A 23,516-nucleotide genomic window follows, 5' to 3' on the forward strand; every position below is an offset into this window, starting at 1 on the left:
CAAGAACCTCGTCCAGATTAAACCAAACCGGTCATCCCCCAGAAAATTCACGCAAAAGCCACATTTATCACATGCTTACAAGAACGGGGTATGACTTTGTTCTGATACGTTGAGAGCATTGGGTCAGCGTGCCCTTCCAGAACAACACCAACTTCAATGTTGGACCGCGCGACGGACCGCAGAACATCCTCAACATCCAGCCGATGATCCCGATCGAGGTCAACAGCGAATGGAACGTCATCACCCGGACGATCATGCCGGTGATCTCGCAGCCGGCCTTCGCGCCGGGTGGAGACCGGATCAACGGCATCGGCGACATCCAGCTGACGGCCTTCCTGTCGCCGGCAGTGCCCGGCGGTGCCATCTGGGGTGCCGGGGCGATCGTGCAAATGCCGACCAACAGCAACGACGCGCTCGGCAACGACCGCTGGGGGCTGGGACCGTCGTTCGTGCTGCTCAACCTCAAGAAGGGTGATCCGTGGGTGTATGGCTTCCTGGTGAACAACGTCTGGTCGGTCGGCGCGGGCAGTGACGCCAGCTACAACAACTTCCTGCTCCAGCCCTTCGTCAACTACAACTTCGAAGGCGGCTTCTATCTGACCTCGGCGCCAATCGTCACCGCCGACTGGAAAGCCGACAGCGGCCAGCGCTGGACGGTGCCCCTCGGCGGCGGCGTCGGCAAGATCTTCCACTTCGGCAAGCTGCCGGTGAATACCCAGCTCAGCGCCTACTACAACGTCGCCCATCCGGACAACGCCGCCAACTGGCAGCTACGCTTGCAGGTGCAGTTGATGTTTCCCAAGTAGTCGCCAGAGACCGCCCCTGTACGTACCTAGGAGCCCGCCTCGTGCCTGCCCTTGCTGGCTCCCTCGCGGCCAGCGAACCGCCCTTCCAGTTCCGCCACCAGCCGTTTCACGCTCTGGTCATCGGGCAGGATCTCGGCCGCTTTCCTGGCGTAGCGCAGGGCCGCGCGCTGGTCGCCTGCCTCGCGACTGATCGAGATCAGCGCACTGAGGATGTCGAGGTCGTTGGGGTGACGCTGGTTGGCGCTGCGCAGCAGCGCCAGGGCTGCACTGCGCCGCCCTGCGGAGTGCACCGCAATCGCTTCCACGTAGGCATAGCGCGCGTTGTCCGGCGCCAGCCGGGCGGCTTCGGTGAATTCCTTCAGTGCCGCGGCACCCTCTCCCTTGCGGGTCAGCAGCAGACCCAGCGCATGATGCAGATCGGCGTTGCGCGGCAGCACCGCAAGGCCCTGGTGCAAGGCCTTTTCAGCCTCGGGCTCACGCCCCTGCTGTCGCCAGGCGTCGGCGAGATTGACATAAGCGCCGACAAACTGCGGGTCGAGCATGATCGCCCGCCCGAACGCGGCGACCGCTTCGTCGGCGCGCCCCTGGCGCAAGCGCAGGTTGCCGAGGTTGACGTTGGCCGATGGCCAGTCGGCCTCCTGTTCCAGAGACGCGACGTATTCCTGCAAAGCCGCGTCGCGCGCTGTGCGACGACCCGGCGGGATCTGGCCGTCGGGTACGTCGGCGAGGACCCTGGCGGCTTCGATGCGTACCCCGCGAACAGGGTCGGAGAGCAGGGCCGAGGCACTCAGCACCCGGTTCAGCGGGTCGACCGGCGCGATCATCCCCAGCGCCGCGATGCGCACCGACGGGTCGGGGTCCTGCAACAGCGCCCGCGCGGCCGGCAGCGTGCCGGGGCTGGCGTAGGGCTGCGCCAGCGTCGCCGCGGTCGCCCTGACGATCGCCGGGACAGCCGGGCTGCTGGCCAGTTCGAGCAGGCCAGGCAGGGCGCGTATCCCCTGCGTTTCGCCGGCGTGCAGGGTCGTGCCGTATTGCGGTCGATCGCGCCACGCCTGGCCGTACCACTTGTCCATCGCTCTCGCCGCCCACTCGGGCTTCCTGTCGGCATGGCACTGCGTGCAGGCATTCGGGCTGCCCAGCGAAGTCGACAGGTCGGGACGCGGAATGCGCAGGCTGTGATCCTGGCGGGGGTGAATGACCATGTAATTCTGCGTCGGCATGTGGCAGGTCACGCACTGCGCGCCCTTGCCGCCGTCTTGGTGCCGGTGATGTTTGGCTGCATCGAATTCGGCGGCCGCATGGCAACGGGTGCACAGCGCATTGCCTTCGGCGCGCAGCTTCTGCGAGTGCGGTTCGTGACAATCCATGCAGGTCACGCCATGCTGATACATCCTGCTTTGCAGGAACGAGCCCCAGACATAGACCTCTTCGCGCTGCTGTCCATCGGCGTGGTAGTTCGGTGCGGTGAGCATTGCCAGGCGGTGGCTGTCTTCGAGCGGCGCGCCCGCCTTGCCGCCTTCGCTGAGCGTCGACCGACGCGCATGGCAGGCGGCGCAGCTGTTCATTCCGGCAGGGTCGGCGAGGTGGTCGCGCACGGCAAACCGGTCACCGTCGGCAGGAAACGTCCAGGCCTCGCGCCAGCGGCTGTTCAGCGACGGCAAGCCCTTGTCATCGCCTGCGGGATAGGGCGGCCGGGCCAGGCGGGCCCAGTCCACGTGCCTCGAAGCGGGGCCGTGGCACGATTCGCAGGCGACGTTGATCTCGCTGTAAGTGGTCCGGTAGCTGTCGCTGGCCGCGTCGTAACCCTTCCGCAGATTGGTCGAGTGACACTCGGCGCACTGCAGCGCCCAGTTCTGATAGATCCCGGTCCAGTGCAGCGGATCCTGGTGGTCGATCTTCTGTTCGGGATAGAGGTGGAACCAGCGCTGCCCGCCCTCTCCTTTCGGCCGCGCATCCCAGGCGATCGGCAGGACCTGGTAACGCCCACCAGGGAAAGCGATCAGATACTGCTGCAGCGGATAGACTCCGAAGGTGTAGCTGATCGGGTAGTCGACCAGCTTGCCGTCCGGGCCGTCGGTACGCACCATGAACTTGCCGTCGGCGCTCTTGAAGAACGATGACTCGACGCCATGGTAGCTGAACCTGGTGTCGGCGAAGTCGCCGAGGACCGTAGAGGCGGTCGCCTCCTGCATCGCCAACTGGTGATGCGAACCCGACCAGGCCTTGAATTCACTGTCGTGACAGGTCTTGCAGGCGCTGGCGCCGACGTAGCTGGCGGACACGCCGGGGGGCGCTGCCACGGCCGCCGCGCCGGTGGCCGGCGCTGGCGCCCTGGCCGACGTTACCCAGACGATCATCCCGGCAATCAGCAGCGCCAGCGCCAGGCCAGCGAACAACCAGGGATTGCGCCGCGGCGTCCGAGCGGCGGGCGCAGCGGCGGGCGCGGGGAGTGGCAGGGCGGCGACCGGCCGGCGGGCGCCCTTGCTGGAAGATCGTCTGGTCATCTGGTATTGCGAAGTGTCCGACTTGATAGCCCGGCGAATGAAGGTCCGAACTCCGAACTGTCCCTTTCCCGAGGGCAAGGGCTGGCGGGAACGGCAGCGCGGGTCCCCCCGGGGGACTACCGACTACCGCGGGCTGGCCATTGGCGGCGGCGGCGGAACGGCCGGCGGTGGTAATGCCCGCTGCGGCAGCAGGCCAAGCAGGCAGCGAACACCCGGTGAATCAGGTGTCGCCCCGTAGGCACCTTCGAGGCTGCCGAGATACGCTGTCTGACTGGTTTCGAGATTGAAGAAGCGCGAGGTCACGTCCAGGAAATAGGGGTCCTGCAACAAATCGGAGTTGATTTCCACTCGCCCGATACGCTGGTACTGGCACCGGTTCTGGAGCTGGTTGAGGTAGGCTTCGTAGGGTGCATCGGGGCGGAAGGCATCAGGAGCGCAGCCGCCGAGAACGACGACCAGGAGCGCAGGGGCAAGCGCCGAGCGACACAAGGAAGCAAACGCATGACCTGGTGCTTTGATCCGGAGGAGCGGCGAATCGGGCAGCTCTTCGCGGCTGTTCGGCGCGCTGTCCGTAAACAAGATACGCATCAAGATACGCATAGGGAACTTCTCGGGAGAGCAGGTATCGGGCTCGCATCGAGCCCGATACGCAAGGTGGGGAGCGCCTGGCGGCTAGCGGGCAACGACGCGTGCGTCCTCGCCGCTGCCTTCGATATACACGCGCTGCCCCTGGCGCAGGCCGGCGTCAAAGGGCTGCGTCACCGAAACGAGTACGCCGCTGCCAGTGCGAACGATGATCTGCTGGCCCGGAACCGGCTTTTCGTACTTCTTCTGGACTTCGTTGCCGGCAATTGCACCGCCGACGGTCCCCAGGACCATCGCCACGTCGCGGCCGGTCCCCGCACCAATCAGGCTGCCGATTCCGAGGCCGGCAAGGCCGCCGACCACGGCGCCCACACCACGGTGCTGATTGCTTGGCAACTCGACGGCGGTGATCTGTTCGATGACGCCGCTGCGGACCTCCATTTGCCCTGCCTGTTGTCCGGGTGTTGCGCAGGCAGCAAGCGCCAGAGCCAACACCAGGGCCGAAAGGTAAGCCGAAATTTTCTGGAACATGAAACACTCCTTGACAGGTCTTGCGTGACGGCCACCAGTCCTTCAACAGCCGCCACGGTGTTGGAAAAGCCAGAGCCATCGGCGGCCTGGCGACAGACAGAACGGCGCAGCGCTCGATCACGAATGACGCCGGCGTCGTCGGCAGGCCCAGCAGCAGGTCAGGTCCCCGAAGTGCTCGCCCTTGCCAACCGACCACCGGTCAACGCCAGCGCATCATTCTACTGCAGGTCCCTGCCCTTGGGCGCCAGATTGCGCGCCGCGCGCGCTGACCTGCGTCAGTCGGGCGATAGCGCTGGCGCAGCGGTAGTCTCTTCCGGCGACAGCGCGGCGTCTGGTTTGACAGCGCCAGGCGAGAGCACCGGCGGCCCCTGGTCCTCCTCCGGCGACAGCGCGCGGTCGGGCCGGATCGCGTACGGCGATAGCGCCGGTGGCGGGTGCATCTGTTCCGGCGACAGCGCCCGGTCGGGCTTGACGGCGTCAGGCGAAAGCACCGGGTCCGGCTTGATGCTGTCGTCCTGCGCGCCGGCACCGCCGCAGGCCAGGGCAACAGCGAGCAAGCCGTAGGGCGCGGTGCGCGCAGCAAACTGTCGGTACGTTTTCATTGGTGATGTTCCTCGTTCGATGGCTACGGAAGAAGAAAACGGCCAAGTGGCACCGGGTACTCTGCCTGGGCCACAGGTCCCCGCAAATCGGGCAGTGCTCACTTTCCGGCGTCGTCGGCCGGCTCGGCCACTGCCGGCGCCGCGTACCACTGGCCTCTTTCGACCAGCTTGGGATGTGACGGGTCGGCCTCGTAATTCGGCGTCATGATCTGGACGCCATACTCGTTGAAAACGTCCAGGATGTTGCGTTGCAGGCTCGCATTCAGGCGCGACATGGCTCTGGCATCGTCGCAATAGGCGTTGATCTCATAGACCACGCAGAAATCGCCGAGCCCCTGGTACAGCACGAATGGCGGCGGGTCGGCGAGCAGCCCCGGGGTGCGTGCGACGGCGATCAGCAACATCGCCTCCACCTGCCGCCAGGGTGTCTCGTAGCCTATTCCCACGGTGCTGTGCAGAATCAGCCCGTGCTCGGCGGCCAACGCGCTGTAGTTGACCACGTGCCCGTTGAGGATCTGCGAGTTGGCAATCGTCACCTCCTCGTTTTTCAAGGTGCGCAGATGCGTTACCTGGGCGTGCAGCTCGGTGACGTCGCCGGTGACGTCGCCGATCATCACCCGGTCGCCGATCTTGAAGGCACGCCGGTAGGTGATCATCAAACCGGCGATGAGGTTGGCAATCGCCGACGATGAGCCGAGCGAAACGACCACCCCGACCAGCAGTGAAATGCCCTTGAACGCCTCCGAGTCCGACCCCGGAATGTAGGGATAGGCAATGATCACCGCGAAGGTCAGCAGCACGAAGCGGACGATCTTGTACGTTGGCCAGGCCCAGTCGATTTCGAAGTTTTCCAGGGTTACCGAACCCCGCGCGACCGCATCGAAAAACAGCCGGATCAAACGCAGGACGAAGCGGACGACCAGCGCCAGGACGACCAGGAAAACCAGGTCGGGAAAGTAGGCGACCAGCGCGCCACCCATGCTTTTCAGCGGGCGGAGGACGACCCTGGTCAGTTCCCCGGCCAGCCCGCGCGTCCATGGAAACCCGTTGAGGACGAAATCCAGGCAGGCCAGGGCGGCCATCACGATCGCCAGAAAGCGTAGTGCCGACACAGCGGCACCGAGCGCATACCAGATCCGCTCGGCACGCAGAATCTCGAAGGACTGAATTCCCAGGCTGCCGATCCGATTGCGGAACCGCTCCTCGAGCACCGAGTTGAGCCGACGCGTCAGCCAGATCACTAGTGCTATCCAGAGCGCCAGCGCCACTGCGGCCCCGGCAGCCCAGACCGCATGCTTCTTCAGCACCTCGGGACTGCGCTCGCGCCGGAAGTCCTCGATCGCCACCCGGATCCGCTCGCTGTTGGCGTGCGCGAGGTCGGCTCTCTCGACGTCCTCAATGCGCGCGTCCGCGTCGAAGAGCATCATTACCCGTCGGTCCCCGACCATGATTGCCGAATGGCCATCGCCCTCGACCACCCGCACCGACCCGGCAGCGACGGTCGGGTCGCTCGCCAGCCGCTCAAGCCGGTCGGCGATGGCATCGGCGCGCGTTTGCGCCGGGAAGCTGGTCACGCCGCGGACGCGAAAGAGGATGCGGCCGTCGACTTCAACCGGCGCGGTGACGATTTCAGCATCGGGATGAAAGTCGCCAAACGGCGTTCCCGGGCCCTCCGCCGCAGCGACCGCAAGACCCGCTGTTGCCGTCAGCACCACCGACAGCAACAACCCTCGAAAGCGGCTGCCAAGCATTTCCACATTAACCTCCGGTCGCCGCTGTCGCCACCGGTCGATACGGTTCCAGAAACTCCACGGCGCCGTTGAAAATCAGACCCATCCCCATCGCCGCGACGAAGAATCCGACGATCCGGGTCGCGGCATCGATTCCCTGATGGCCGATCTTGGCCAGAATCGGCTTGGCGTAAATCAGCGACACATAGACGGTCAGCATGCACGCGACGATCGCCGCGCTGGCTGCGGCGAAATGCATCAGTTCCGCCGCCGACTGCTTGATCGTAGACGCCATGCTGATCAGGGTGGCGATGGCGCCAGGGCCAAACATGATCGGCATCGCCAGTGGCACGAAGGCGACGTTGGTGTCACCGGCCTCCGGGCGTGGAATCAGCCCGCCCGATGGCGGTGGCGCAAACAGCTCGAAACCGACGCGGGTGAGAATCACCCCGCCGACCACCCGTACCATGCTCAGCGGCACTTCGAAGACGCGCAGCAGCAAGGTCCCGAAAAGCAGGAAAAAGAAACACAGCAGCATCGCGTACAGGCAGGCCCGACGCGCCACCTCGCGCTGCCCGCTCTCCGGCTTGCTGCCTACCAGACCGAGATACACCGGTATGGCTTCGAGTGGATTGATGATTGCGACCAGCGTCGTGAACAGGCTGATGAACAGGGTGATCGTCGGCTCCATGCGCAGCTCCATGGTCGGGGAAGAAGTTGACTCGGCGGCGGCGTTGAACAACTTCGCCAAGCACGGCAAAGCAACAGCCGCCGCGAGGCTATCACGAATCATTCGCCTGTCAATAGAGGCAAGACGAGTTGCGCGGGCAGACAAGCGAAGCCTCCAGAGCGCATCGGATCGATCGCCAAGCCAGCCTCGGAAAATACCGCCCGTGCCGCGCTCGGAGACGCTCGACGCGATCCGCCACTGGCCAGCCAGCCCGAACTGGCGCTTGCAGCGGATCGTCCTTGACCCGGTCAATGGGCGCGTTACATACTTCGCCGCATGGTCTTCAGCTTTCTCACTCTCCTGCACCTGATGGTGCTGCTGGCGGTATCGCTGCGCATCTTTTCCCGCCGGACGGCGCACGGCACGGCGCTGGCGTGGCTGCTGCTGATCGTTCTCCTGCCGGCCGTCGGCGTCCTGATCTATCTGCTGATCGGCGAGCGGCGCCTGGGAAGGACCTGGATGAAGCGGGCGATCGCCCTGGAACCACAGGTCCGCGCCTGGGCGAGAAGGATCCCGGCGACGGCGGTGGTCGACCCCGGCACCTTGAACACCGGCGCGGAGAGCGTCAGCCGGCTGGCCACCGGATCGGTCGGCCTGCCGCTGCTGCGCGGCCATCGACTGCAACTGCTGGCCGACAGTGCTTCGAGCATGCGCGCGCTGATTGCCGATATTGACGCTGCCCGCAGTTCGGTCCATCTCGAGTTCTATATCTGGAGCGCTGGCGGCTTCGTCGACGACCTGGTCGCCGCGTTGGTCCGCGCGGCCAAACGCGGCGTCCCCTGCTGCGCGTTGATGGATTCACTGGGTAGCCGCCCGTTCTTCAAGAGTGAGTCCGTGCGCGAGCTGCGCGACGCCGGCGTGACCCTGGTCGAAATCCTCCCGGTCAATCCGCTGCGCGCGCTGTTTGTCCGCCTGGACCTGCGCGACCACCGCAAGATCGCCGTCATCGACCGCCGCATCGCCTATACCGGCAGCATGAACATCGCCGACCCGCGCTTCTTCAAGCAGGATGCGGGGGTCGGTGAATGGGTTGACGCGATGGTCCGCATCGAAGGTCCGGCCGCCTGGGTACTGGAAGCGGTGTCGCTGTCGATCACCGCGCTGCAGACCGGAGTCGACTTCGCGCCCCCGCCAGCGCCCGATCTGGCCGCCGCCGGCGACAGCGCGGTCCAGATCTTTCCCTCCGGGCCACAGTCCGCGATGCGGCACGTCGAACAGCTGCTGCTCGCCGCGATCTACGCCGCCAGGCGCGAGATTGTTCTGACCACGCCGTATTTCGTTCCCAGCGAGACGCTGCTGACCGCCTTGCGTTCGGCGGCGATCCGAGGTGTGCGGGTGATCCTGATCGTTCCGGAGAAGATCGACTCGCGGCTGGTCCGCTACGCCAGCAATTCCTACGTCGAAGACCTGCTCGCGGTCGGCATCACCATCCTGCATTTCGAAGCCGGCCTGCTGCACACCAAGAGCATGGTGGTCGACGAGGAAATTACCGTCTTTGGAACGGTCAACCTCGACCTGCGCAGCTTCGAACTCAACTTCGAAGTTTCGCTGATTACCTACGACCGGGCGTTTTCAGCCGCCGCCCGCGAGATGCAGCGGCGCTACCAGGGCAGCTCGCGAGCGCTGCTGCTCGACGAATGGCGCGCCCGGCCGAACTGGCGCCGCCTGCTGGAGAACGCGGTGCAGGTACTCAGCCCGTTGCTGTGAACGCCCGCCAGCCGGTGCCATGGGCAGCCCTGATTTCACCCTCGCTTTTACTGCCGTTAAGGACAACGATGAACATCAACGTTCCCACACCCCGCTTGCTGACCTGCCTGCTTGGCGTCGTGCTGGCCGGCCCGATCGGCTGCGCCAACCAGCAGACGGGGCCTTTTCCGGGCGATACCGCAGCGACCGCGGCCTTGCCGCTCGACCTCGACCCCGCCCTTGACGCGCCGCTGGCCACCACCGGTTCGTGGACCCAGGCGGCGGCATCAGAGCCGGACAGCGCGGTGCAACCGCCAGCAGCGCCGCAACCCCCCCGCGACCCGTGGCCACGGCAGGTCGACCTGGCCGGCGCGACGGCGCTGGTCTACCTGCCACAGGTCAATAGCTGGCAAGGCAACCACCTCAGCTTTCGCGCGGCCGTCGCGGTGAGGAAGACCGGCGCCCAGGACGCAAGCTTTGGCGTGATCTGGGGCAGCGCGCGCACCGGCGTCGATCGCCTGAGCCAACGCGTTGGTCTGGAGGACCTCAGCCTGAGCCGTGCCAGCTTCCCGACGCTGCCCGATCATGGACTCGAGCTGCTGCGGCAGTTGCGCACCCACTTGCCGCCGGCCATGAGCAGCATCTCGCTGGCTCTGCTCCAGGGCGAACTCGCCGCATCGGGGACGGTGAAAGCGCGCAGCGTCCAGGTTAACAACGACCCGCCACGGGTGATCGTAAGCTATTCGCCGGCGATCCTGGTGCCGATCGACGGCACGCCAGCGATCAGGCCGGTCCCGAACAGCGCCTTCGAACGGGTGATCAATACCCAGGCACTGATCGTCCGGAGCCGTGGCACGAGCGGCTGGTACATGCATGTTTTCGACGGCTGGCTGTCAGCGGCCTCGCTGGCCGGCCCATGGACCCGGGCGACTGGCGAGCCGGCCGGACTGAACGGCATCGCCCGGCAGCTGGCGACGGAGAACGCCGTCGACCTGCTTGACGGCGGTCCGCAAGCCAAGCCGAAGCCGACGCTGCAAGACGGCGTGCCGACGATCTACGTCAGCCAGGTGCCGGCCGAGCTGATCGTTTTCAAGGGCCAGCCCAATTTCGTGCCGATCACCGGCACCGGCTTGCTGTGGGCCGAGAATACGACCGCCGACGTGCTGGTGAATACCGCCAACAACGACTATTACACGCTGCTCTCCGGACGCTGGTACCGCGCGTCCTCGATCAGCGGACCGTGGGCCTACGCGCCGGCCAACGCCCTGCCCGCCGACTTCAGCCGCATTCCCCGGAACGTTCCGGCCGGCGTCGTCCTGGCGTCGGTGGCCGGGACGCCGCAGGCGCAGGAGGCGCTGATCGCCAACTCGATCCCACAGACCGCCACCGTGCCGCTCGCCAACGGCCCGAAGTTCACGCCGGTGTTCGACGGCGCGCCACAGTTCCGCCCGATCGACGGCACGCCACTGCGCTATGTCGCCAATGCCGAGGTCCCGATCATCCAGGTAACGCCGAGCAGCTATTACGCGCTCCAGGCCGGTGTCTGGTTCACCGCCGCGGGCCTCACCGGGCCCTGGTTGGTGGCGACCAGCGTACCGGCCGTGATCTATGACATTCCGGCCAGCTCGGCGCTGCATTACGTGACCTACGTGCAGGTGTACGGCGCCAGCAGCGAGGTCGCCTGGGTCGGCTATACGCCTGGCTACCTGGGCAACGTGGTGACCTCCGACGGGGTCGTCGTCTATGGCACCGGCTACAACTACGGCGCCTGGGTCGGATCGGTGTGGTATGCCTCGCCCTACACCTGGGGGCTGGCCGCCGCGCCGATCTACAACCCCTACGTCGGCTTTGCCTACGGCTTCGGCCTCGGTCTCGCGACCGCCGCCTGGGCTGCTCCGTATTGGGGGGGCGCCTGGTACCATCCGGGCTACTGGGGCTATCCCTGCTGCGGCTCGACCAGCGCCAACGTCTATGGGCATTGGGGCAACGCCGTCTATGCCGGCTCGCGCAGTTGGTACACCGATGCCGACGGCAAGGTCGGCACCAGGGCCAGCGGCAGCTATACCAACCTGCGCACCGGAACGACCGGCTCTTATGCCGCCGGTCGCAGCTACAACCCCGCTACCGGTCAGGCGCAACGCGGCTACGACCGGACCTTCGACACCGCCGGCGGGACCACCGGCAACGTCGCGCGCGGCACGTCCTACAATACCGAAACCGGGCAGCGGTCGTACGCTTCGAGTGTCTCGGCCACCGGCCCCGGCGGCAGCTCGATCTCCAAAACCGCCAGCGCGACAGCCGGGCCCGACGGCGTTGGCGCGCAGCACACGACCACCGCCTACGATGCCAGGACCGGCGAAACCAAGAGCTACACGTCGAGCGGCCTGTTCGGCGACCACTACGCAGGCGCTGACGGCAATGCCTACCGCAATTCCGATAACGGCTGGCAGCAGCACGGCGCAGACGGCTGGCAATCAGCCGGTGGCGACACCTCCTGGGCAGATCGCCAGCAGCAGGAGCGCGGCAACGCCGAAAGCCACGCCAGTGCCGGCGGCTTCGGGGGTGGAGGATGGGGGGGTGGCGGGGACCGCTTCGGCGGTGGAGGCTGGGGCGGCGGGGACCGCTTCGGCGGCGGCGGCAGCTTCGGCGGTCGTTTTGGCGGCGGCTTTGGCGGCCGTTTCGGTGGCGGCCGGCGCTAGTCAGCGATCGGCAGCCGAGGCCCGCGCGGCGCCGTCGGGCCGCGCGGGGAAGCAGTCTGCGGCAGGCCGTCGCGGCGACAGCCGCTTCAGGGCGTCGGGACCACCCGGTAGTAGACGCCATTGGCGCCGTACGCCGGCAGGAACCACGTGTTGCCGGACAGGTAGTAGGTCGTACCGTTTTTCGGAATCGCCGCCGCGCCCGCGGGCAAGGTCGCATAGCTGGTGCCGATCGCGTAGGTCGCCCCGGCGCCATAGGCCGCGGCAGTGGTGGCACTGCCAGCGGCGTAGCCTGATGAATAGGCGCTGGTGGTAGCGGCGGCCGAATTCGCCGAGGCCACGGCGGCGCCGGCGGCGACGCCGACCACCGCGCCGGCAGCCGCTGCACCGGCGCAGTTGTAGCAAGCAGCCGCGTAGTGCGGGACCACGACAGGTGGGTGGTAGGGCGCGTAAACCGGCGCCACCGGATACGGCGCGCGATAGGTGGTCGCGCCGTACGGCGTGGTGTGCACCGCCCCGGCGCCGTAGGCACCGTAGGTGGTACCGCCGGCGACGTTGGTGTGTTCCGTACCGCCGCCCCAGGCGTGTGCCGAACTGCCGCCGTACATGTTGGTATGTTCGGTACCAACGCCGTAGGCGTGCGAGGTGCTGCCGCCGTACGCGTTGGTGTGCTCGGTGGCACCGGGAACGTGCTCGGTGCTGCCGCCAAACCGGTTGGCGCTCGCCCAGGCGGCGGCCAGCCCGCTCGGCAGCGCCAGGGCCAGCGCCACGGCCATGCCGATCATTGTCGCTTTCGTCGATTTCATGTTTCGCCTCCTTATTGGGCTTTGGCGGCTTGCCGTTTGGCTGCCGGCCTGGCCTTCACCGGCGGCCGGAAGCCGCTCGCCGGCGACCCCCCCGGGTGGGCAAAGGCGATGGCCGCCGCCGCGGCGGTCTTCGACGATGCGAAGGCGTCCGCCGTCAGTTCAGGATCGAGCTTCCAGTTCGACAGCTCCAGCTGGTGACGCAGGCGCAGCGGATCGTCGCGAAACACCGCCCGCAACATCCGCGGCAGCTTGTCCTCAGTTCCAAGCCACAGCTGCACGAAGACCTTGTCGTTAACCAGCGCCAGCATCTCGGTGCTCGTTCCGCCGACGACCTTGGACTGGCCGATGTAGAAGGCCACCGTCAGTCCGTCGGCGAGCGCCCGGTATGGGTCGGCGACCAGCAAGTCGGTGAACGGGAAATAGATCGCGGCGCTGTCAAACGCCGCTTTCAGCGCGCCATCGATCGTCGGCGGCGCCGCGCTGACCGCGACCAGGTTCTCCGCCGGGGCGAAAGCGGTCATCGTCTTGCCGTCGTAGTAGAACTCCGACGCCGGCCCGTCGCCAAGAGTGATCACCCGCAGCTTGTCGGGCCGCTGCATGAGCACCTCCGAGAGCGTGGTGTAAGCCAGCGCCGGGCCGATCCGACTCGGGCTCTCGTAGGTCGCGATCGCCGTGAAGGACATCGATCGCGCCGCCGCCAGACGGTCGCTGGTCGCCTTGAGCAGGTCGATGGCCTTGGCCTCGAGCTCTGGCCTGGCAGCCGGCGCGATTGCCTTGCTCGACGCCCTGGCGGACTTCGAGGCCTTCGAGACAGTAGTCGGCGACTGCTGCGCGCTGGCGGCGCCAGCCAGGGCGATCGCCGAAGCGAGCAACACCGCACGCGCGGCAAACTTGTAATGGATCATCGGATTTCTCCTCCTCGTTCAGACCAGCGGTCGGTCATGGCCGCTGCCGATCACGGGATCATCCCGCATTCGAACATCTTGTTGGCCATCGGCGCCGCCACCCGGTTGATGAACTCGGTGCGCATCTCGGGATTGCTGCGCAGCATCTGGATCGCCTCCTGCTCGCGCGGCGACTTCGGCTGACCTTTCTTCACCCACAACTGCTCGCAGGTCGATTGCTGGTACTTCTGAACGACCTTGCCGGCGATCATGTCGACGACCGGAAATTGAGCAAAACTGACGCCGGCAAAGAACACCGCTGGAACTGCCGCAAACAGCCAGAAACGTTTGGTCATGACGTACTCCTCAACACAGAATGGTGGACAGGCAGGCAATCCCGGTCACCGGCAGCACGGCTCGACGGTCCGATCCTGCCGCTCGGGCGGTCAGGCAAGGGGTGGTCCGTGCCTGGACCGTCCGGCTTGGCGGGCCTCCCTCGATCGCCCGGTTGGCGCCCCGGGTAGCCCGGATAATACGCCGTCCACGCAAGGCAGCAAGAGTTCTGGCAGATTGGTCTGGAGCATCGGCGACGGGCCGGCACATGCCGGCTGATCGGCTGCCGCCACGGCCTCAGCCAGCAGCACACCTTGCCAGCGCGAAAACGCCCGGTTGAAAGCGCTGCGGCCAGAAAAGCCCAGCAGAGTGGCGATCGCCTCGATACTGCCGGTCGTATCGCGCAACAACTGCCGCGCCGTTTCATGCCTGGCGCGATTGTGCAGTTGGCGAAAACTGGTGCCGGCATTCTTGAGGCGGCGGTTGAGGGTTCGCGGATGCCGCGCAAAGTGCCCGGCCAGGTCTTCCAGGGCGCAGCGGTTGGAGCCGATCAGCAGCAGCGCGCGATACGCCTGGTCGCGAAAATCTTCATGGGAATGGCGGCGCATTTCAGCGACATGTTGCTTCGATCCGAGATGAGATGGTTGCTGTCGCAAATGGTGAATTGGAAGTCGTCTTTGGTCAATGCGCCTGGCTTCTGACTCGCTGGAATCCTGCCAGGCTCCGGAGTACCCGGAACGGATTTTCCACACTGGCTCTCCCGTAGTCAGGGGGCGAGCAGCAAGCTGAAGTTGGCACCGCCCAGCGCCGGCTGCGGTTTCTGACCGAGAGGACTTGCGAGATCACGAGCAGCCAATCCCCGGCACCCGGCGCGTTCTCCATTTGCCAGGGTCTTGTGGCATCCTGACGATATCGGCGGCTGCGTTCAGCCAGCCGCCCGGCACCGCTGCAGATGCCCGCTTGCTTGCCAACACCAGCCCTCACTTATCAGCTGATCAGCGGTTGGCTAATCTTCGCATCGTGAAAGGAGCACCGAGCATGCAACGAGAACCGAGACCGGCACACTTCGTCAGCCTGTTCGCGGCACTGCTGGCCGCCGCCACGCACCGAGCAGCTCAGGTTCTACGACACATGGGGCTCCGCCGGGACCTACCCGCATATGGCGGTCGGCTGGGCCTGGGCCTTCGACACGCCGTTCAAGTGGACCAAACAGATCGCATCACATTTCGGTGGCACGCGGCAGGGCCTGGCGATCTCGTGGCCGGCGAAGATCAAGGACGCGGGCGGCATACGCACCCAGTTCCACCACATCATCGACATCGTGCCGACGATCCTGGAGGCGACGGGCATCAAGCCGCCGTTGCTGGTGAACGGGATCAAGCAGTCACCGATCCAGGGCGTGAGCATGGCCTATACCTTCGACAAGGCGAACGCCAACACGGCCTCGAAGCACACCACGCGGTACTTCGAGATCGGCTCCAACCGCGGCATCTACAAGGACGGCTGGTACGCCAACACCACCCCGCCGGTCGGGCCGTGGGTGCTGAACGCGCCGATGCCGGCGGTGGCCGAATACAAGTGAGAGCTGTGCAACCTGAACGACGACTATTCGCAGGCCAACGACCTGGCGACGAAGAACCCGGCCAAGCTGAAGGAAATGCAGGCGTTGTTCATGCAGGAAGCCATGAAGTACAACGTGCTGCCGCTGGACAACCGGGCATTCCAGCGCGCCATCACGCCGCGGCCGAGTGCGACCGCCGGCAAGACGGTGTTCACCTACCGCGGAGAGAACGCGGGCATTCCGGACGCCAACGCGCCGAGCATCCTGAACCGCTCGTTCACCATCACGGCAGACATCGAAGTACCAGCCGGCGGCGGCGACGGCATGATCGTCACCGAGGGCGGGCGCTGGGCGGGTTACGGGCTGTACCTGCTGAAGGGCAAGCCAGTGTTCAGCTACAACATGTTGATGCTGCTGACCGCCCGCTGGGAAGGCGACGAGCCGCCGCTGACACCTGGCAAGCACACCATCGTGTTCGACTTCAAGATCGCCGGCCCAGGCATTGCGCAGGGCGGCACGGGCGTGCTGAAGGTCGACGGCAAGGAGGTTCGCACGCTCACCCTGCCGACGACGATCCCGTTCATGCTGCCGCCCGGCGAGACCTTCGACGTCGGCGTCGACACACGCACCGGCGTCAACGACAAGGACTATCAGGTGCCGTTCCGCTTCAATGGCAAGATCGACAAGCTGACCTTCACGCTCCAGCCGACACAGTTGGCGCCGGTGGAACAGCAGAAGGCGCAGCAGGCAGTGCTGTCTGCCAGACAAGCGTCGCCGCGCTGTCAGCGGCGCCCGAACCACTCAAGAAATCGAGGAGAACCAGATGAAAGGATCAATCACTGTCGGACTGTCCGCTGCCGGACTGATCGTAGCTGGCGCAGTCGCTGCGCAGGGCATGCTGCTGGATTTTGCCGCCGAGCAGGTGATCAAGAAGTACGAGGCAGCAACCTGCGAGCAACTGTGGGCGCAGAAGAGCCAGCCGAAAACGATGAAGGAGCAGGAAGCGATCGAATTTCTGCGCAACGATGCGCAGGCGCGGGTGGCTTTCATCGACAAGATCGCCGCGCCCGTCGCCAACAAGATGTTCGAATGCGGGATGATTCCCTGAGTCGCGTAGCGCCGAGAGCAACAGCAGCGAGCACTGCCCACAACCATGCGTGCAAGCCTTGACAACGCTCGAAGGAAGGTTCTCGCCTTCGCTTCGGTGGTCGAAATCGCTACCGGCGTGGTGGTGGTCATCGATCCGGCGGTCGTCGTCGCCTTGCTGTTGGGTACCGGCATCGCCGGCGCGGGGATCCCGGTCGGCCGCTGTTTCGGCATCACCCTGCTGGCGCTCGGACTGGCGTGCTGGCCGACCGCACAGCGCGCCGAAAGCAGCGCGGCAGCTGCAGGAGGGATGTTGCTCTACAATGCACTGATCGCGTTGTACCTGATCTGGCTGGGCACGCTCGGGAACATGCGCGGCCTGCTGTTGTGGCCGGGCGTCGCCTTGCACGCGGTCGTGGCGCTGCTGCTGGTCTGGACCTCGCGCAACGCGCAAGGGCGCCGGTAATCAGGCCGGATCGGGGAGTGACTGGACCGTTGAACAACTCGATCACCGTGATCAGCCTGTCAGCCAGGATCCAGGCGGAATTCCATGCGCTGGTGCCACCGACAATGTCCGTCGCGGCAGCTTCGCTCAGCGGTGCTGATGCCGATGCACGGCAGGACACGCGAGCTGGGGCGCGTGAGCAGCAGGGGCAAGCTGCTGCGGACGTTCTCCGGAGCACTCCCGGGAGCCTTGTCAAATCTCGCCTGCCAGCGCTCATCGCGGCAGCGATCGTCATGGAGACTGCACCGTGAGCTCGATGAGCATTGCCCTGATCACCCTGGTCTGTATTCTTGGCGGCGCGCTACTCGGCTTGTTCCTGGGCATGCTGCTCCCGGAACATCACCTGAGCAACGACTCCAGAGACACCGTGAAGTTGGGGGCCGGCCTCGTCGCGACCATGGCTGCCCTCGTTCTCGGCCTGCTGGTCGGATCGGCCAAGAGTTCGTTTGACGCGATGGACAACGGCATCACCGAAATCGGCGCCAGGACCATCATGCTTGACCGCGCGCTGGCCGACTACGGCCCGGAGACGAAAGATCTCCGCGAAATGCTTCGCGGCACACTCAGCAGCGTCATGGAGGATATCTGGCCCGAGGAGCAGATCACTCCGGCGCGCCTCGAGATCGTTGAACAATCAGCCCAAATGGGGGGAATTCAGAGGGCAATCCGAGGACTCGCGCCGCTGAACGACACGCAGCGCCAACTGCAGTCGCAGGCGCTGCAGATCAGTGGCGATCTGGCACGAGTGCGCTGGCACATGTTCGAGCAGCGGACGAAATCGCTGCCGACCACCTTGCTGGTGGTGCTGGTCTTCTGGCTGGCGATGCTGTTCGCGAGCTTTGGCCTGTTCGCTCCCCGCAATGCGACGGTGGTCACCGTCCTGTCGATCGCCGCGCTGTCGGTTGCCGGTGCGCTGTTCATCATTCTGGAGATGAACAGCACGCTGGACGGAATAATCAAGGTTTCCAGTGCTCCCTTGCACAAGGCGCTCGACCTCCTTGGCAAATAGGCCGCACGTGCCACAGGAGCCGCGTCCGAATCAACGGCCGATGACTTCGGAAAGCTGCGACGCTCGTCCCAGCGACCCGATTTTCATATTTCTGGTCCTCCTGGTGGTCGTCCGTCGCTGCAGGCTCCACGATCTTTCCCGAGGCTAGCCGCCTCTATGCCGTCGACACCCGACGGTCCCCAATGTATGACCCGATTCGTCGCATGCTTCCTGACGTTCCTGGCGACGGATCACACCGGAGAAACACAATGAAAACCATGCTCAGGACCCTCAGTGCCGCCTTGTTGATGATGACCGCAGTGTCCAGTGCCAATGCCGTTGTCTGCGCCGATGGCGTCCGACGGGCCGAATGTGTCGGCCCAGAAGGCGCGGTGGTAGTCCGCAAGCCCGAGGCGGTGGTAGCGCCGAGGGAAGCGGTCGTGGTGCCCAGAACAGAGGAAGTGAGGGTGGCGCCAGAGAAGGAAGTCGTGGTGGCCCCCCGGCGCGAGGAATGCCGCATGGTCGAGGGGCGGCGGGTCTGCCGCTGATCCCTGCTGGCCACCAGGCGCGGAGATCACCATCCGGCAGCCTGCAGCGACCTTCGGTTGCCCGATCGCTGCGGCGGGCGCCAGCCCGCCGCAGCGCGATAGCGCTGCCGACGACCAGTGATGCACACCCCCACCGTTCGACGGGATTCGATCGCGTTCAATAAGCACTATGCACCAGCGAAAGGTGATGGAATGAAAAGATCCGCAGCGTCCCTGCTGCTCGGCCTGGCCCTGGCGCAGGTTTCGATCTGCGCGGCGACGGCCGCCGAGGCGGCGTCCACAGTCCGCGAGACACCAGTTCCCCCGGCCGAGGCGAGCGCCGACATCAGCGTACTGAAAGGTGCGTGGGTTCGGCCCGACGGCGGTTACACGATACTGATCAAGAGTATTGGCGCGACCGGCCAGATCGAGGCGATGTACTACAACCCGAGCCCGCTTCCCTTTGCGAAATCGGAAGCGTCACGCCAGGGCGCGATACTGCGCGCCTTCTTCGAGTTGCGTGCCGGCGGCTACGACGGTTCAACCTACGATCTCAGCTACGATCCGGCCAGCGACCGGCTCAGCGGGATCTACTATCAGGCGGTCGCCAAACAGAAGTTCGACGTCTACTTCGTGCGGCGGCGCTGACCGGCCGACGCCTCTGGCGCTATCCGATCGAAGGCCGATGGCGCACAATGGATGCCCTGCACCGCTGCCATTCTTGCCGCGGACCGATCCTTGCAAGGAGACAAGAGATGAAGAGTTTGATGATGTCCCTCAGTGCGGCCCTGGTGATGATGACCGCTGTTGCCGACGCCAGCGCCGTGACCTGTGCCGAGGGTGTGCGGCGCGCTGGCTGTGTCGGGCCGAACGGCGCGGTGGTAGCCCGCAAGCCGGTGGCTGCGGCACCGGCAACAGCGGTGGTGGTCGCCCCGGCGGCAAAGGCGGTGGTAATTGATCCGGCGCCCAAAGCGGTGGTGGTTACTCCGGCGCACGGCTGCCGCTATGTAAATGGGGGGAAGGTCTGCCGCTGATACCGGAACCCGAAGCGCCGCAACTGCCCGGCGCTTGACCGGGGCGTCGCCGACCGGACGCCTTCCAGCAACCCGTTACCAATCGTGACGCATGGTCGCTGCAGTCGCCTGTCCGTACCAAGGAAGCAGGAACGGCGGCTCGAAGCCGCCGTTCCCGTGCTGATCGGACTTCGATCAGGCGCGCGGCTTGCGGCGCATCGCACCCAGGCCAGCCAGGCCGATACCGAGCAGGGCCATGCTGGCGGGTTCCGGCACATTGCCACCGCCGACCGTACCAATTGCAACCACGCCTTGCCGGGTTTCAAAGACGGCCCCACTCAAGCGATTGACCGATTCCGTGCTATCGCCGGTACCGGCGCAATTGGAGCTGAGCCCCTCGACACACCACCAGTTGATGCCGCTGCCGGGGGTTGGATTCTGAAACAGCGCATAGCCTGTGCCGCCGGTGAAGTCGAAGAGCAATTCAGTGGCCGTTGCGCTGAGCAGGTTGCCACTCACAGCCAACCCCGAATTGCCGGGATTGAGCAGCGTGAAGGGACCGCTGCCTTCGCCATTGTCGATGGTCAGGCTCCAGCCGATCACGTTGCCTGAGGCCAGGACGCCGAACGTGCCGTCAGTCTCGACGGTACCGACGACCGACCCGGTAGCGATGGTCCGATTGACGTTGTAGACCGGGCCAGCCAGCGTGATGATGGGTGTTGCGACGAGCAGCGCCGCAAGGAATGACTTGAAGTTCATAGCGAAAGCTCCTAAGAAAAAGGCTGAAGAAAAGGTCGCAACTGGGTGTAAATACGGCCTTCCATGTTCCGTGGACCCACCCAATACTTGCCAGACTGACACAAAGCACAATCCATGCCCACTATCGATATGATGTCCGCTACGTCAATTGTATCAATCGATTGCCTCTTCGCTTAGAGCTTCCGGATCAGGAATCCATCAGCCACCTGTAAGTTTTCCCGACACGCACCGGCGAACCTGACGCGCCACACCTGGCGTCCCGGTCGCGGGTGTAGCACACCTCGCGGCAGCGACGACTTGCCGCTACCGCCCTGGCGCAAATCATCGCTGCTGAGACTCGTCGAAAAGTGTGCTGGTTCCGTGATGGCGATGGGGTCTCGTCGATTGCCGCGTCTTCTCCGGCACGGAAAGCAGCGCGTCGTCTCCCGCCGGTCGCCGAGCCGCAGCAGGTCGCGGCGCCGGTCTGCGAGTCGCACCATCACATCGCTCGGCTCACTTCACCAGCACCACCGCCGGCGGACTCCACGTTCCTTCTCCCGGTGGCAGGATCGACGGTACTTCGCTCCTCGGCCAGTAGAGCCGCATGACCAGGTAGATCGGGCCATTTGGCGCCGGGAGCCAGTTGCTCTTCCTGCTCGCACCCGGCGAGTTCTTCTGGATGTAGAGCGTCAGTGAACCGTCGGCGTCCTTCTTCATTCCCGGCAGCATCGTCGAATTGATCAGGTAGCGGTTGATCGGGTTCTTGATCAGCAATTGCGTCTTGCCATCGTACATCGTCACCGACCAGAAGGAATTCACCGGCGGCAACTGCCCGGGCTTGAACGTGAGCGTGTACCTGTGTTTGCCGCCGTCCAGCGGCTCGCCGTTGGCAAGCGTCCGGGTCATTGGGTACATCGCCTCGGCAGCATCGTTGCCGTAGATCCCGCCGCTTGCCGCCGCCGCCCGCTTCAACCAGTCGCCGTTGTAGAAAGCCCGGTCGCCGAACAGCGAACCGACTTTCCAGCCGTTGATATCCTTGTCACCGGTAGCCAGATACTGCTCGACCCTGGCGTGGCCGTCGCTCATGCCAAAGCCGACTTCCATCCGGTGTTCAAGCGACAGCTCCTTGAAGTCGAACTTCTTCCCCGCGCCGACACCGATCCGCGCCAGCCTGGCGCGGATTTCCTTTTCCTCGGGCCCGGCCGGCGCAAACTGCAGCGCAAAGTCGAGGTAGCCGAAGAAGCCCGTCTTGACCATCTCCTTGTCGATCTTCGGAAAGTCGATTGTCGGCGCTGCCGCAGGCGCTGCCTGGCCCAGGTACGCCGAGAGCGGTCGGACCCGGTAACCGGACTGTACTTCTACCACCTTCGGCATGTCCTCAGGATTGAACAGCTGGGTACGGTAAACCGCCAGCGAAAACATGCTGCCTGACCGGAAGACCTTCCTGATCCCCGGCGGCGTCGCGCCTTTCCAGTCGGGCCCGACCACCAGGTAGTCGCCGGCTTCGTTGCCGGTGGCGCGGCTGCCGATGTAGCCATAGTTGAACGTGTTGCCGTCATTGAGCATTACCGAGTAGTAACGCGCTTTGTCCACGGCGGGAACCGACAACACCATCGGCTCGGCGCGAAGGTCGAGCCAGACCAGTGAATACGGCGTGTCGCTGTTCGGCGTGATGACCGCAGTGTCCTGGTAGGTAAACACCCGCGCTTCGTTGAGGATCTGGTTGAAGGGGGCTTTGAACTGGCCCGAGTTGCGGTCAACGGCGTACTCGTACATTACGGCATAGTTCATCACGATCGGCAGGCCGTAGATGAAACCCTCCTCGGCGATCGCTTTGGTCTCGGCGATGCCAGGGCGGTCCTGGTCCATTCGCTCGGCCTGCGCCACCGCGTCGTTCCGGGTGGCGCAGCCGCTGGCGAGCAGCGTTGCGGCCAGAGCCGTGGTCAGCGTGCCGTTCAGGAAGGTTCGTCTGGTGATTTGCATGGTTGGTCCTGATTGTTGTCCGGTTGCCTTATCGGGATTGTCGCACCCCTTCGATCCCGGTCCGGCGCCACCACTTCGGGACGAGCGTCTCGGGCCGGCCGTTGTCGGGTCAGCGATGGCGACTGTAGCAAAACCGCTCAGGGCTTGCCAGCATGGCGATGGCAAGGCAGGGGATTGACCGCCGCCGCCCTGACCAGAGATACTTCGACGGGCTTCGCTGCCGCGCCCCGTTCCTTGCCAACCGTCTCGCGAAAGGCACTCACCATGTCACCGAAAAGCGTTTTTTCTGTCGCCGCCCTGGGTCTTGTCCTGGCTGGCTGCGCCACTGATCAGCAACTGCTCAGCGGCGAGCAGGACTACGCGCTGCGGGTCGCCGTGCGGCGTGGACAATTCGAGATGTCGTGTCCGGCCGCGACCGGAACGCTACTGTCCAGCAATATCCTGCAGCCTGTCTTATGGAACGGGATCGAGCGTGCCGAATACACCATTGGCGTCGAGGGCTGCGGGCAGAAAGCCACCTACATCACGGTTTGCCAGCTGGGATCGTCCAGCTGCCTGGCCGTCTCCGGTCGCAACGCGGCGGCTTGGCAATAGTTTCTCCATGCGCTGATCCGTGCAGCGATGCCCACCTGCGCGCATCCCGAAGGAACCGTAATGGAAGGCGATGGGCCCGGGAAAACCGCGCACCCGGCGGTACCGTCCGCCATGCCGAGCGCGGCAGCGGCCGACGGAGCGCAGTAGAGCGACGCCGTCGGCGCTGCCGCCAGCCTTACCTCGGTGGATTGACCACCACGTAGGTGACCGAACTCCCGGAATACTGCGGCTGATAATACGCGCCACCGCATTGCTGGTAGGTCACGCCAGCATGGACGTAAGGCGCGCAACTCGGTGGCAGCGAGTACACCATCGAACCGACGACCGCCGCCGTCACCACTGCCGCCGCGCCCACGGCAACGCCGGTCGCCACCGGGTTGTAGCGGTTATTCACATTGACGTTGACGTTACGATTGACGTTCACATGGGTGTTGCGGTTTACGTTCACGTTGGTGTTGCGGTTGACGCTGGTACGGGTATTCACGTTGGCGGTGGCCACCCGCGCGGCGTGCGCCTCGGACGCCGCCAAGAAGTCGTGCGCACCGACGGCCAGCAGTGACATCAGAAAGGCACGCGACCAGCGGCCGGCGAAGCATTTTTTGCTCTGAATCTGGCTCATCATCTCACC

General features: G+C 65.1%; 23 protein-coding genes and 1 pseudogene. 11 read left to right on the plus strand and 13 right to left on the minus strand.

Features of this window, described 5'->3' with window-relative positions; translation table 11 throughout:
- The first annotated feature begins 128 nt into the window (after window positions 1-128).
- Window positions 129-806 carry a neuromedin U gene (locus Q1L50_RS12760; RefSeq protein WP_300339334.1) on the plus strand — a complete coding sequence of 226 codons (678 nt, stop codon included), beginning with the start codon at window positions 129-131 and terminating at the stop codon, window positions 804-806.
- Between the two features lie 26 nt (window positions 807-832).
- On the opposite strand, the gene Q1L50_RS12765 is transcribed toward Q1L50_RS12760, so the two are convergent.
- From Q1L50_RS12765 to Q1L50_RS12790, 6 genes are all read right to left on the minus strand, one after another.
- Window positions 833-3,310 carry a tetratricopeptide repeat protein gene (locus Q1L50_RS12765; RefSeq protein ID WP_300339336.1) on the minus strand — a complete coding sequence of 826 codons (2,478 nt, stop codon included), beginning with the start codon at window positions 3,308-3,310 and terminating at the stop codon, window positions 833-835.
- Between the two features lie 123 nt (window positions 3,311-3,433).
- Window positions 3,434-3,898, minus strand: a complete 465-nt coding sequence (locus Q1L50_RS12770; protein ID WP_300339338.1) for a hypothetical protein — start codon at window positions 3,896-3,898, stop codon at window positions 3,434-3,436.
- A gap of 84 nt (window positions 3,899-3,982) precedes the next feature.
- Window positions 3,983-4,426 (minus strand): glycine zipper 2TM domain-containing protein, encoded by a 444-nt coding sequence (locus Q1L50_RS12775; RefSeq protein WP_300339340.1) that lies wholly within the window; start codon window positions 4,424-4,426, stop codon window positions 3,983-3,985.
- Window positions 4,427-4,701: 275 nt separating this feature from the next.
- Entirely contained in the window at window positions 4,702-5,028 is a 327-nt protein-coding gene (locus Q1L50_RS12780; RefSeq protein WP_300339342.1) for a hypothetical protein, read from the minus strand.
- A 98-nt stretch (window positions 5,029-5,126) separates the two neighbouring features.
- Window positions 5,127-6,779, minus strand: coding sequence for a mechanosensitive ion channel domain-containing protein (locus tag Q1L50_RS12785; RefSeq protein WP_300339397.1), 1,653 nt, complete (start codon window positions 6,777-6,779; stop codon window positions 5,127-5,129).
- 7 nt (window positions 6,780-6,786) lie between these two features.
- Complete coding sequence (locus Q1L50_RS12790; protein WP_300339344.1) at window positions 6,787-7,449, minus strand: MarC family protein; 663 nt, start codon at window positions 7,447-7,449, stop codon at window positions 6,787-6,789.
- Window positions 7,450-7,764: 315 nt separating this feature from the next.
- Between Q1L50_RS12790 and cls the strand changes: the two genes are divergently transcribed.
- The gene (cls, locus tag Q1L50_RS12795) at window positions 7,765-9,195 is read left to right on the plus strand and encodes a cardiolipin synthase (RefSeq protein WP_300339346.1); all 1,431 of its coding nucleotides are present in this window, start codon (window positions 7,765-7,767) and stop codon (window positions 9,193-9,195) included.
- Between the two features lie 68 nt (window positions 9,196-9,263).
- Window positions 9,264-11,873 (plus strand): hypothetical protein, encoded by a 2,610-nt coding sequence (locus Q1L50_RS12800; protein WP_300339347.1) that lies wholly within the window; start codon window positions 9,264-9,266, stop codon window positions 11,871-11,873.
- A gap of 86 nt (window positions 11,874-11,959) precedes the next feature.
- Here Q1L50_RS12800 and Q1L50_RS12805 read toward each other — a convergent pair whose 3' ends face one another.
- The 4 genes from Q1L50_RS12805 to Q1L50_RS12820 all read right to left on the minus strand — a co-directional run bounded on the left by Q1L50_RS12805 (window position 11,960) and on the right by Q1L50_RS12820 (window position 14,501).
- Complete coding sequence (locus Q1L50_RS12805) at window positions 11,960-12,676, minus strand: hypothetical protein (RefSeq protein WP_300339349.1); 717 nt, start codon at window positions 12,674-12,676, stop codon at window positions 11,960-11,962.
- Window positions 12,677-12,687: 11 nt separating this feature from the next.
- On the minus strand, window positions 12,688-13,581 hold the full coding sequence (locus Q1L50_RS12810) for a DUF2092 domain-containing protein (RefSeq protein WP_300339350.1): 894 nt from the start codon (window positions 13,579-13,581) through the stop codon (window positions 12,688-12,690).
- A gap of 50 nt (window positions 13,582-13,631) precedes the next feature.
- Window positions 13,632-13,916 (minus strand): hypothetical protein, encoded by a 285-nt coding sequence (locus Q1L50_RS12815; protein WP_300339352.1) that lies wholly within the window; start codon window positions 13,914-13,916, stop codon window positions 13,632-13,634.
- Between the two features lie 90 nt (window positions 13,917-14,006).
- Window positions 14,007-14,501: a helix-turn-helix transcriptional regulator gene (locus Q1L50_RS12820; RefSeq protein WP_300339354.1), complete on the minus strand. Its 495-nt coding sequence runs from the start codon at window positions 14,499-14,501 to the stop codon at window positions 14,007-14,009.
- Between the two features lie 500 nt (window positions 14,502-15,001).
- Between Q1L50_RS12820 and Q1L50_RS12825 the strand changes: the two are divergent.
- From Q1L50_RS12825 to Q1L50_RS12855, 7 genes and pseudogenes are all read left to right on the plus strand, one after another.
- Window positions 15,002-16,171: pseudogene (locus Q1L50_RS12825) on the plus strand (arylsulfatase); the annotation flags it as partial.
- Between the two features lie 436 nt (window positions 16,172-16,607).
- Window positions 16,608-17,006, plus strand: coding sequence for a hypothetical protein (locus Q1L50_RS12830; RefSeq protein ID WP_300339356.1), 399 nt, complete (start codon window positions 16,608-16,610; stop codon window positions 17,004-17,006).
- Window positions 17,007-17,035: 29 nt separating this feature from the next.
- Window positions 17,036-17,296 (plus strand): hypothetical protein, encoded by a 261-nt coding sequence (locus Q1L50_RS12835; protein ID WP_300339358.1) that lies wholly within the window; start codon window positions 17,036-17,038, stop codon window positions 17,294-17,296.
- A gap of 5 nt (window positions 17,297-17,301) precedes the next feature.
- Entirely contained in the window at window positions 17,302-18,054 is a 753-nt protein-coding gene (locus Q1L50_RS12840) for a hypothetical protein (RefSeq protein ID WP_300339398.1), read from the plus strand.
- 248 nt (window positions 18,055-18,302) lie between these two features.
- Entirely contained in the window at window positions 18,303-18,581 is a 279-nt protein-coding gene (locus Q1L50_RS12845; RefSeq protein ID WP_300339404.1) for a hypothetical protein, read from the plus strand.
- Between the two features lie 192 nt (window positions 18,582-18,773).
- Window positions 18,774-19,208 (plus strand): hypothetical protein, encoded by a 435-nt coding sequence (locus tag Q1L50_RS12850; protein WP_300339360.1) that lies wholly within the window; start codon window positions 18,774-18,776, stop codon window positions 19,206-19,208.
- Between the two features lie 107 nt (window positions 19,209-19,315).
- Window positions 19,316-19,594 (plus strand): hypothetical protein, encoded by a 279-nt coding sequence (locus tag Q1L50_RS12855; protein WP_300339406.1) that lies wholly within the window; start codon window positions 19,316-19,318, stop codon window positions 19,592-19,594.
- 174 nt (window positions 19,595-19,768) lie between these two features.
- Here Q1L50_RS12855 and Q1L50_RS12860 read toward each other — a convergent pair whose 3' ends face one another.
- Window positions 19,769-20,434, minus strand: coding sequence for a PEP-CTERM sorting domain-containing protein (locus tag Q1L50_RS12860; RefSeq protein ID WP_300339362.1), 666 nt, complete (start codon window positions 20,432-20,434; stop codon window positions 19,769-19,771).
- Window positions 20,435-20,824: 390 nt separating this feature from the next.
- A complete protein-coding gene (locus tag Q1L50_RS12865; protein WP_300339364.1) occupies window positions 20,825-22,294 on the minus strand; it encodes a DUF1254 domain-containing protein in 1,470 nt (489 codons plus the stop codon).
- Window positions 22,295-22,558: 264 nt separating this feature from the next.
- Between Q1L50_RS12865 and Q1L50_RS12870 the strand changes: the two genes are divergently transcribed.
- Complete coding sequence (locus Q1L50_RS12870; RefSeq protein ID WP_300339366.1) at window positions 22,559-22,888, plus strand: hypothetical protein; 330 nt, start codon at window positions 22,559-22,561, stop codon at window positions 22,886-22,888.
- Window positions 22,889-23,063: 175 nt separating this feature from the next.
- On the opposite strand, the gene Q1L50_RS12875 is transcribed toward Q1L50_RS12870, so the two are convergent.
- Entirely contained in the window at window positions 23,064-23,507 is a 444-nt protein-coding gene (locus Q1L50_RS12875; protein WP_300339368.1) for a hypothetical protein, read from the minus strand.
- Window positions 23,508-23,516: the final 9 nt, after the last annotated feature.

Source organism: Accumulibacter sp. (assembly GCF_029255145.1).
Lineage (GTDB): Bacteria > Pseudomonadota > Gammaproteobacteria > Burkholderiales > Rhodocyclaceae > Accumulibacter.

Coding starts and splice junctions, on each gene's coding strand:
- Q1L50_RS12865 (WP_300339364.1), bottom strand. CDS start 22,294: ATGCAAATCACCAGACGAACCTTCCTGAACGGCACGCTGACCACGGCT.
- Q1L50_RS12850 (WP_300339360.1), top strand. CDS start 18,774: ATGAAAAGATCCGCAGCGTCCCTGCTGCTCGGCCTGGCCCTGGCGCAG.
- Q1L50_RS12840 (WP_300339398.1), top strand. CDS start 17,302: ATGAGCATTGCCCTGATCACCCTGGTCTGTATTCTTGGCGGCGCGCTA.
- Q1L50_RS12800 (WP_300339347.1), top strand. CDS start 9,264: ATGAACATCAACGTTCCCACACCCCGCTTGCTGACCTGCCTGCTTGGC.
- Q1L50_RS12790 (WP_300339344.1), bottom strand. CDS start 7,449: ATGGAGCCGACGATCACCCTGTTCATCAGCCTGTTCACGACGCTGGTC.
- Q1L50_RS12815 (WP_300339352.1), bottom strand. CDS start 13,916: ATGACCAAACGTTTCTGGCTGTTTGCGGCAGTTCCAGCGGTGTTCTTT.
- Q1L50_RS12820 (WP_300339354.1), bottom strand. CDS start 14,501: ATGCGCCGCCATTCCCATGAAGATTTTCGCGACCAGGCGTATCGCGCG.
- Q1L50_RS12845 (WP_300339404.1), top strand. CDS start 18,303: ATGAAAACCATGCTCAGGACCCTCAGTGCCGCCTTGTTGATGATGACC.
- Q1L50_RS12810 (WP_300339350.1), bottom strand. CDS start 13,581: ATGATCCATTACAAGTTTGCCGCGCGTGCGGTGTTGCTCGCTTCGGCG.
- Q1L50_RS12775 (WP_300339340.1), bottom strand. CDS start 4,426: ATGTTCCAGAAAATTTCGGCTTACCTTTCGGCCCTGGTGTTGGCTCTG.
- Q1L50_RS12770 (WP_300339338.1), bottom strand. CDS start 3,898: ATGCGTATCTTGTTTACGGACAGCGCGCCGAACAGCCGCGAAGAGCTG.
- Q1L50_RS12830 (WP_300339356.1), top strand. CDS start 16,608: ATGCGTGCAAGCCTTGACAACGCTCGAAGGAAGGTTCTCGCCTTCGCT.
- cls (WP_300339346.1), top strand. CDS start 7,765: ATGGTCTTCAGCTTTCTCACTCTCCTGCACCTGATGGTGCTGCTGGCG.
- Q1L50_RS12805 (WP_300339349.1), bottom strand. CDS start 12,676: ATGAAATCGACGAAAGCGACAATGATCGGCATGGCCGTGGCGCTGGCC.
- Q1L50_RS12875 (WP_300339368.1), bottom strand. CDS start 23,507: ATGAGCCAGATTCAGAGCAAAAAATGCTTCGCCGGCCGCTGGTCGCGT.
- Q1L50_RS12785 (WP_300339397.1), bottom strand. CDS start 6,779: ATGCTTGGCAGCCGCTTTCGAGGGTTGTTGCTGTCGGTGGTGCTGACG.
- Q1L50_RS12870 (WP_300339366.1), top strand. CDS start 22,559: ATGTCACCGAAAAGCGTTTTTTCTGTCGCCGCCCTGGGTCTTGTCCTG.
- Q1L50_RS12765 (WP_300339336.1), bottom strand. CDS start 3,310: ATGACCAGACGATCTTCCAGCAAGGGCGCCCGCCGGCCGGTCGCCGCC.
- Q1L50_RS12855 (WP_300339406.1), top strand. CDS start 19,316: ATGAAGAGTTTGATGATGTCCCTCAGTGCGGCCCTGGTGATGATGACC.
- Q1L50_RS12780 (WP_300339342.1), bottom strand. CDS start 5,028: ATGAAAACGTACCGACAGTTTGCTGCGCGCACCGCGCCCTACGGCTTG.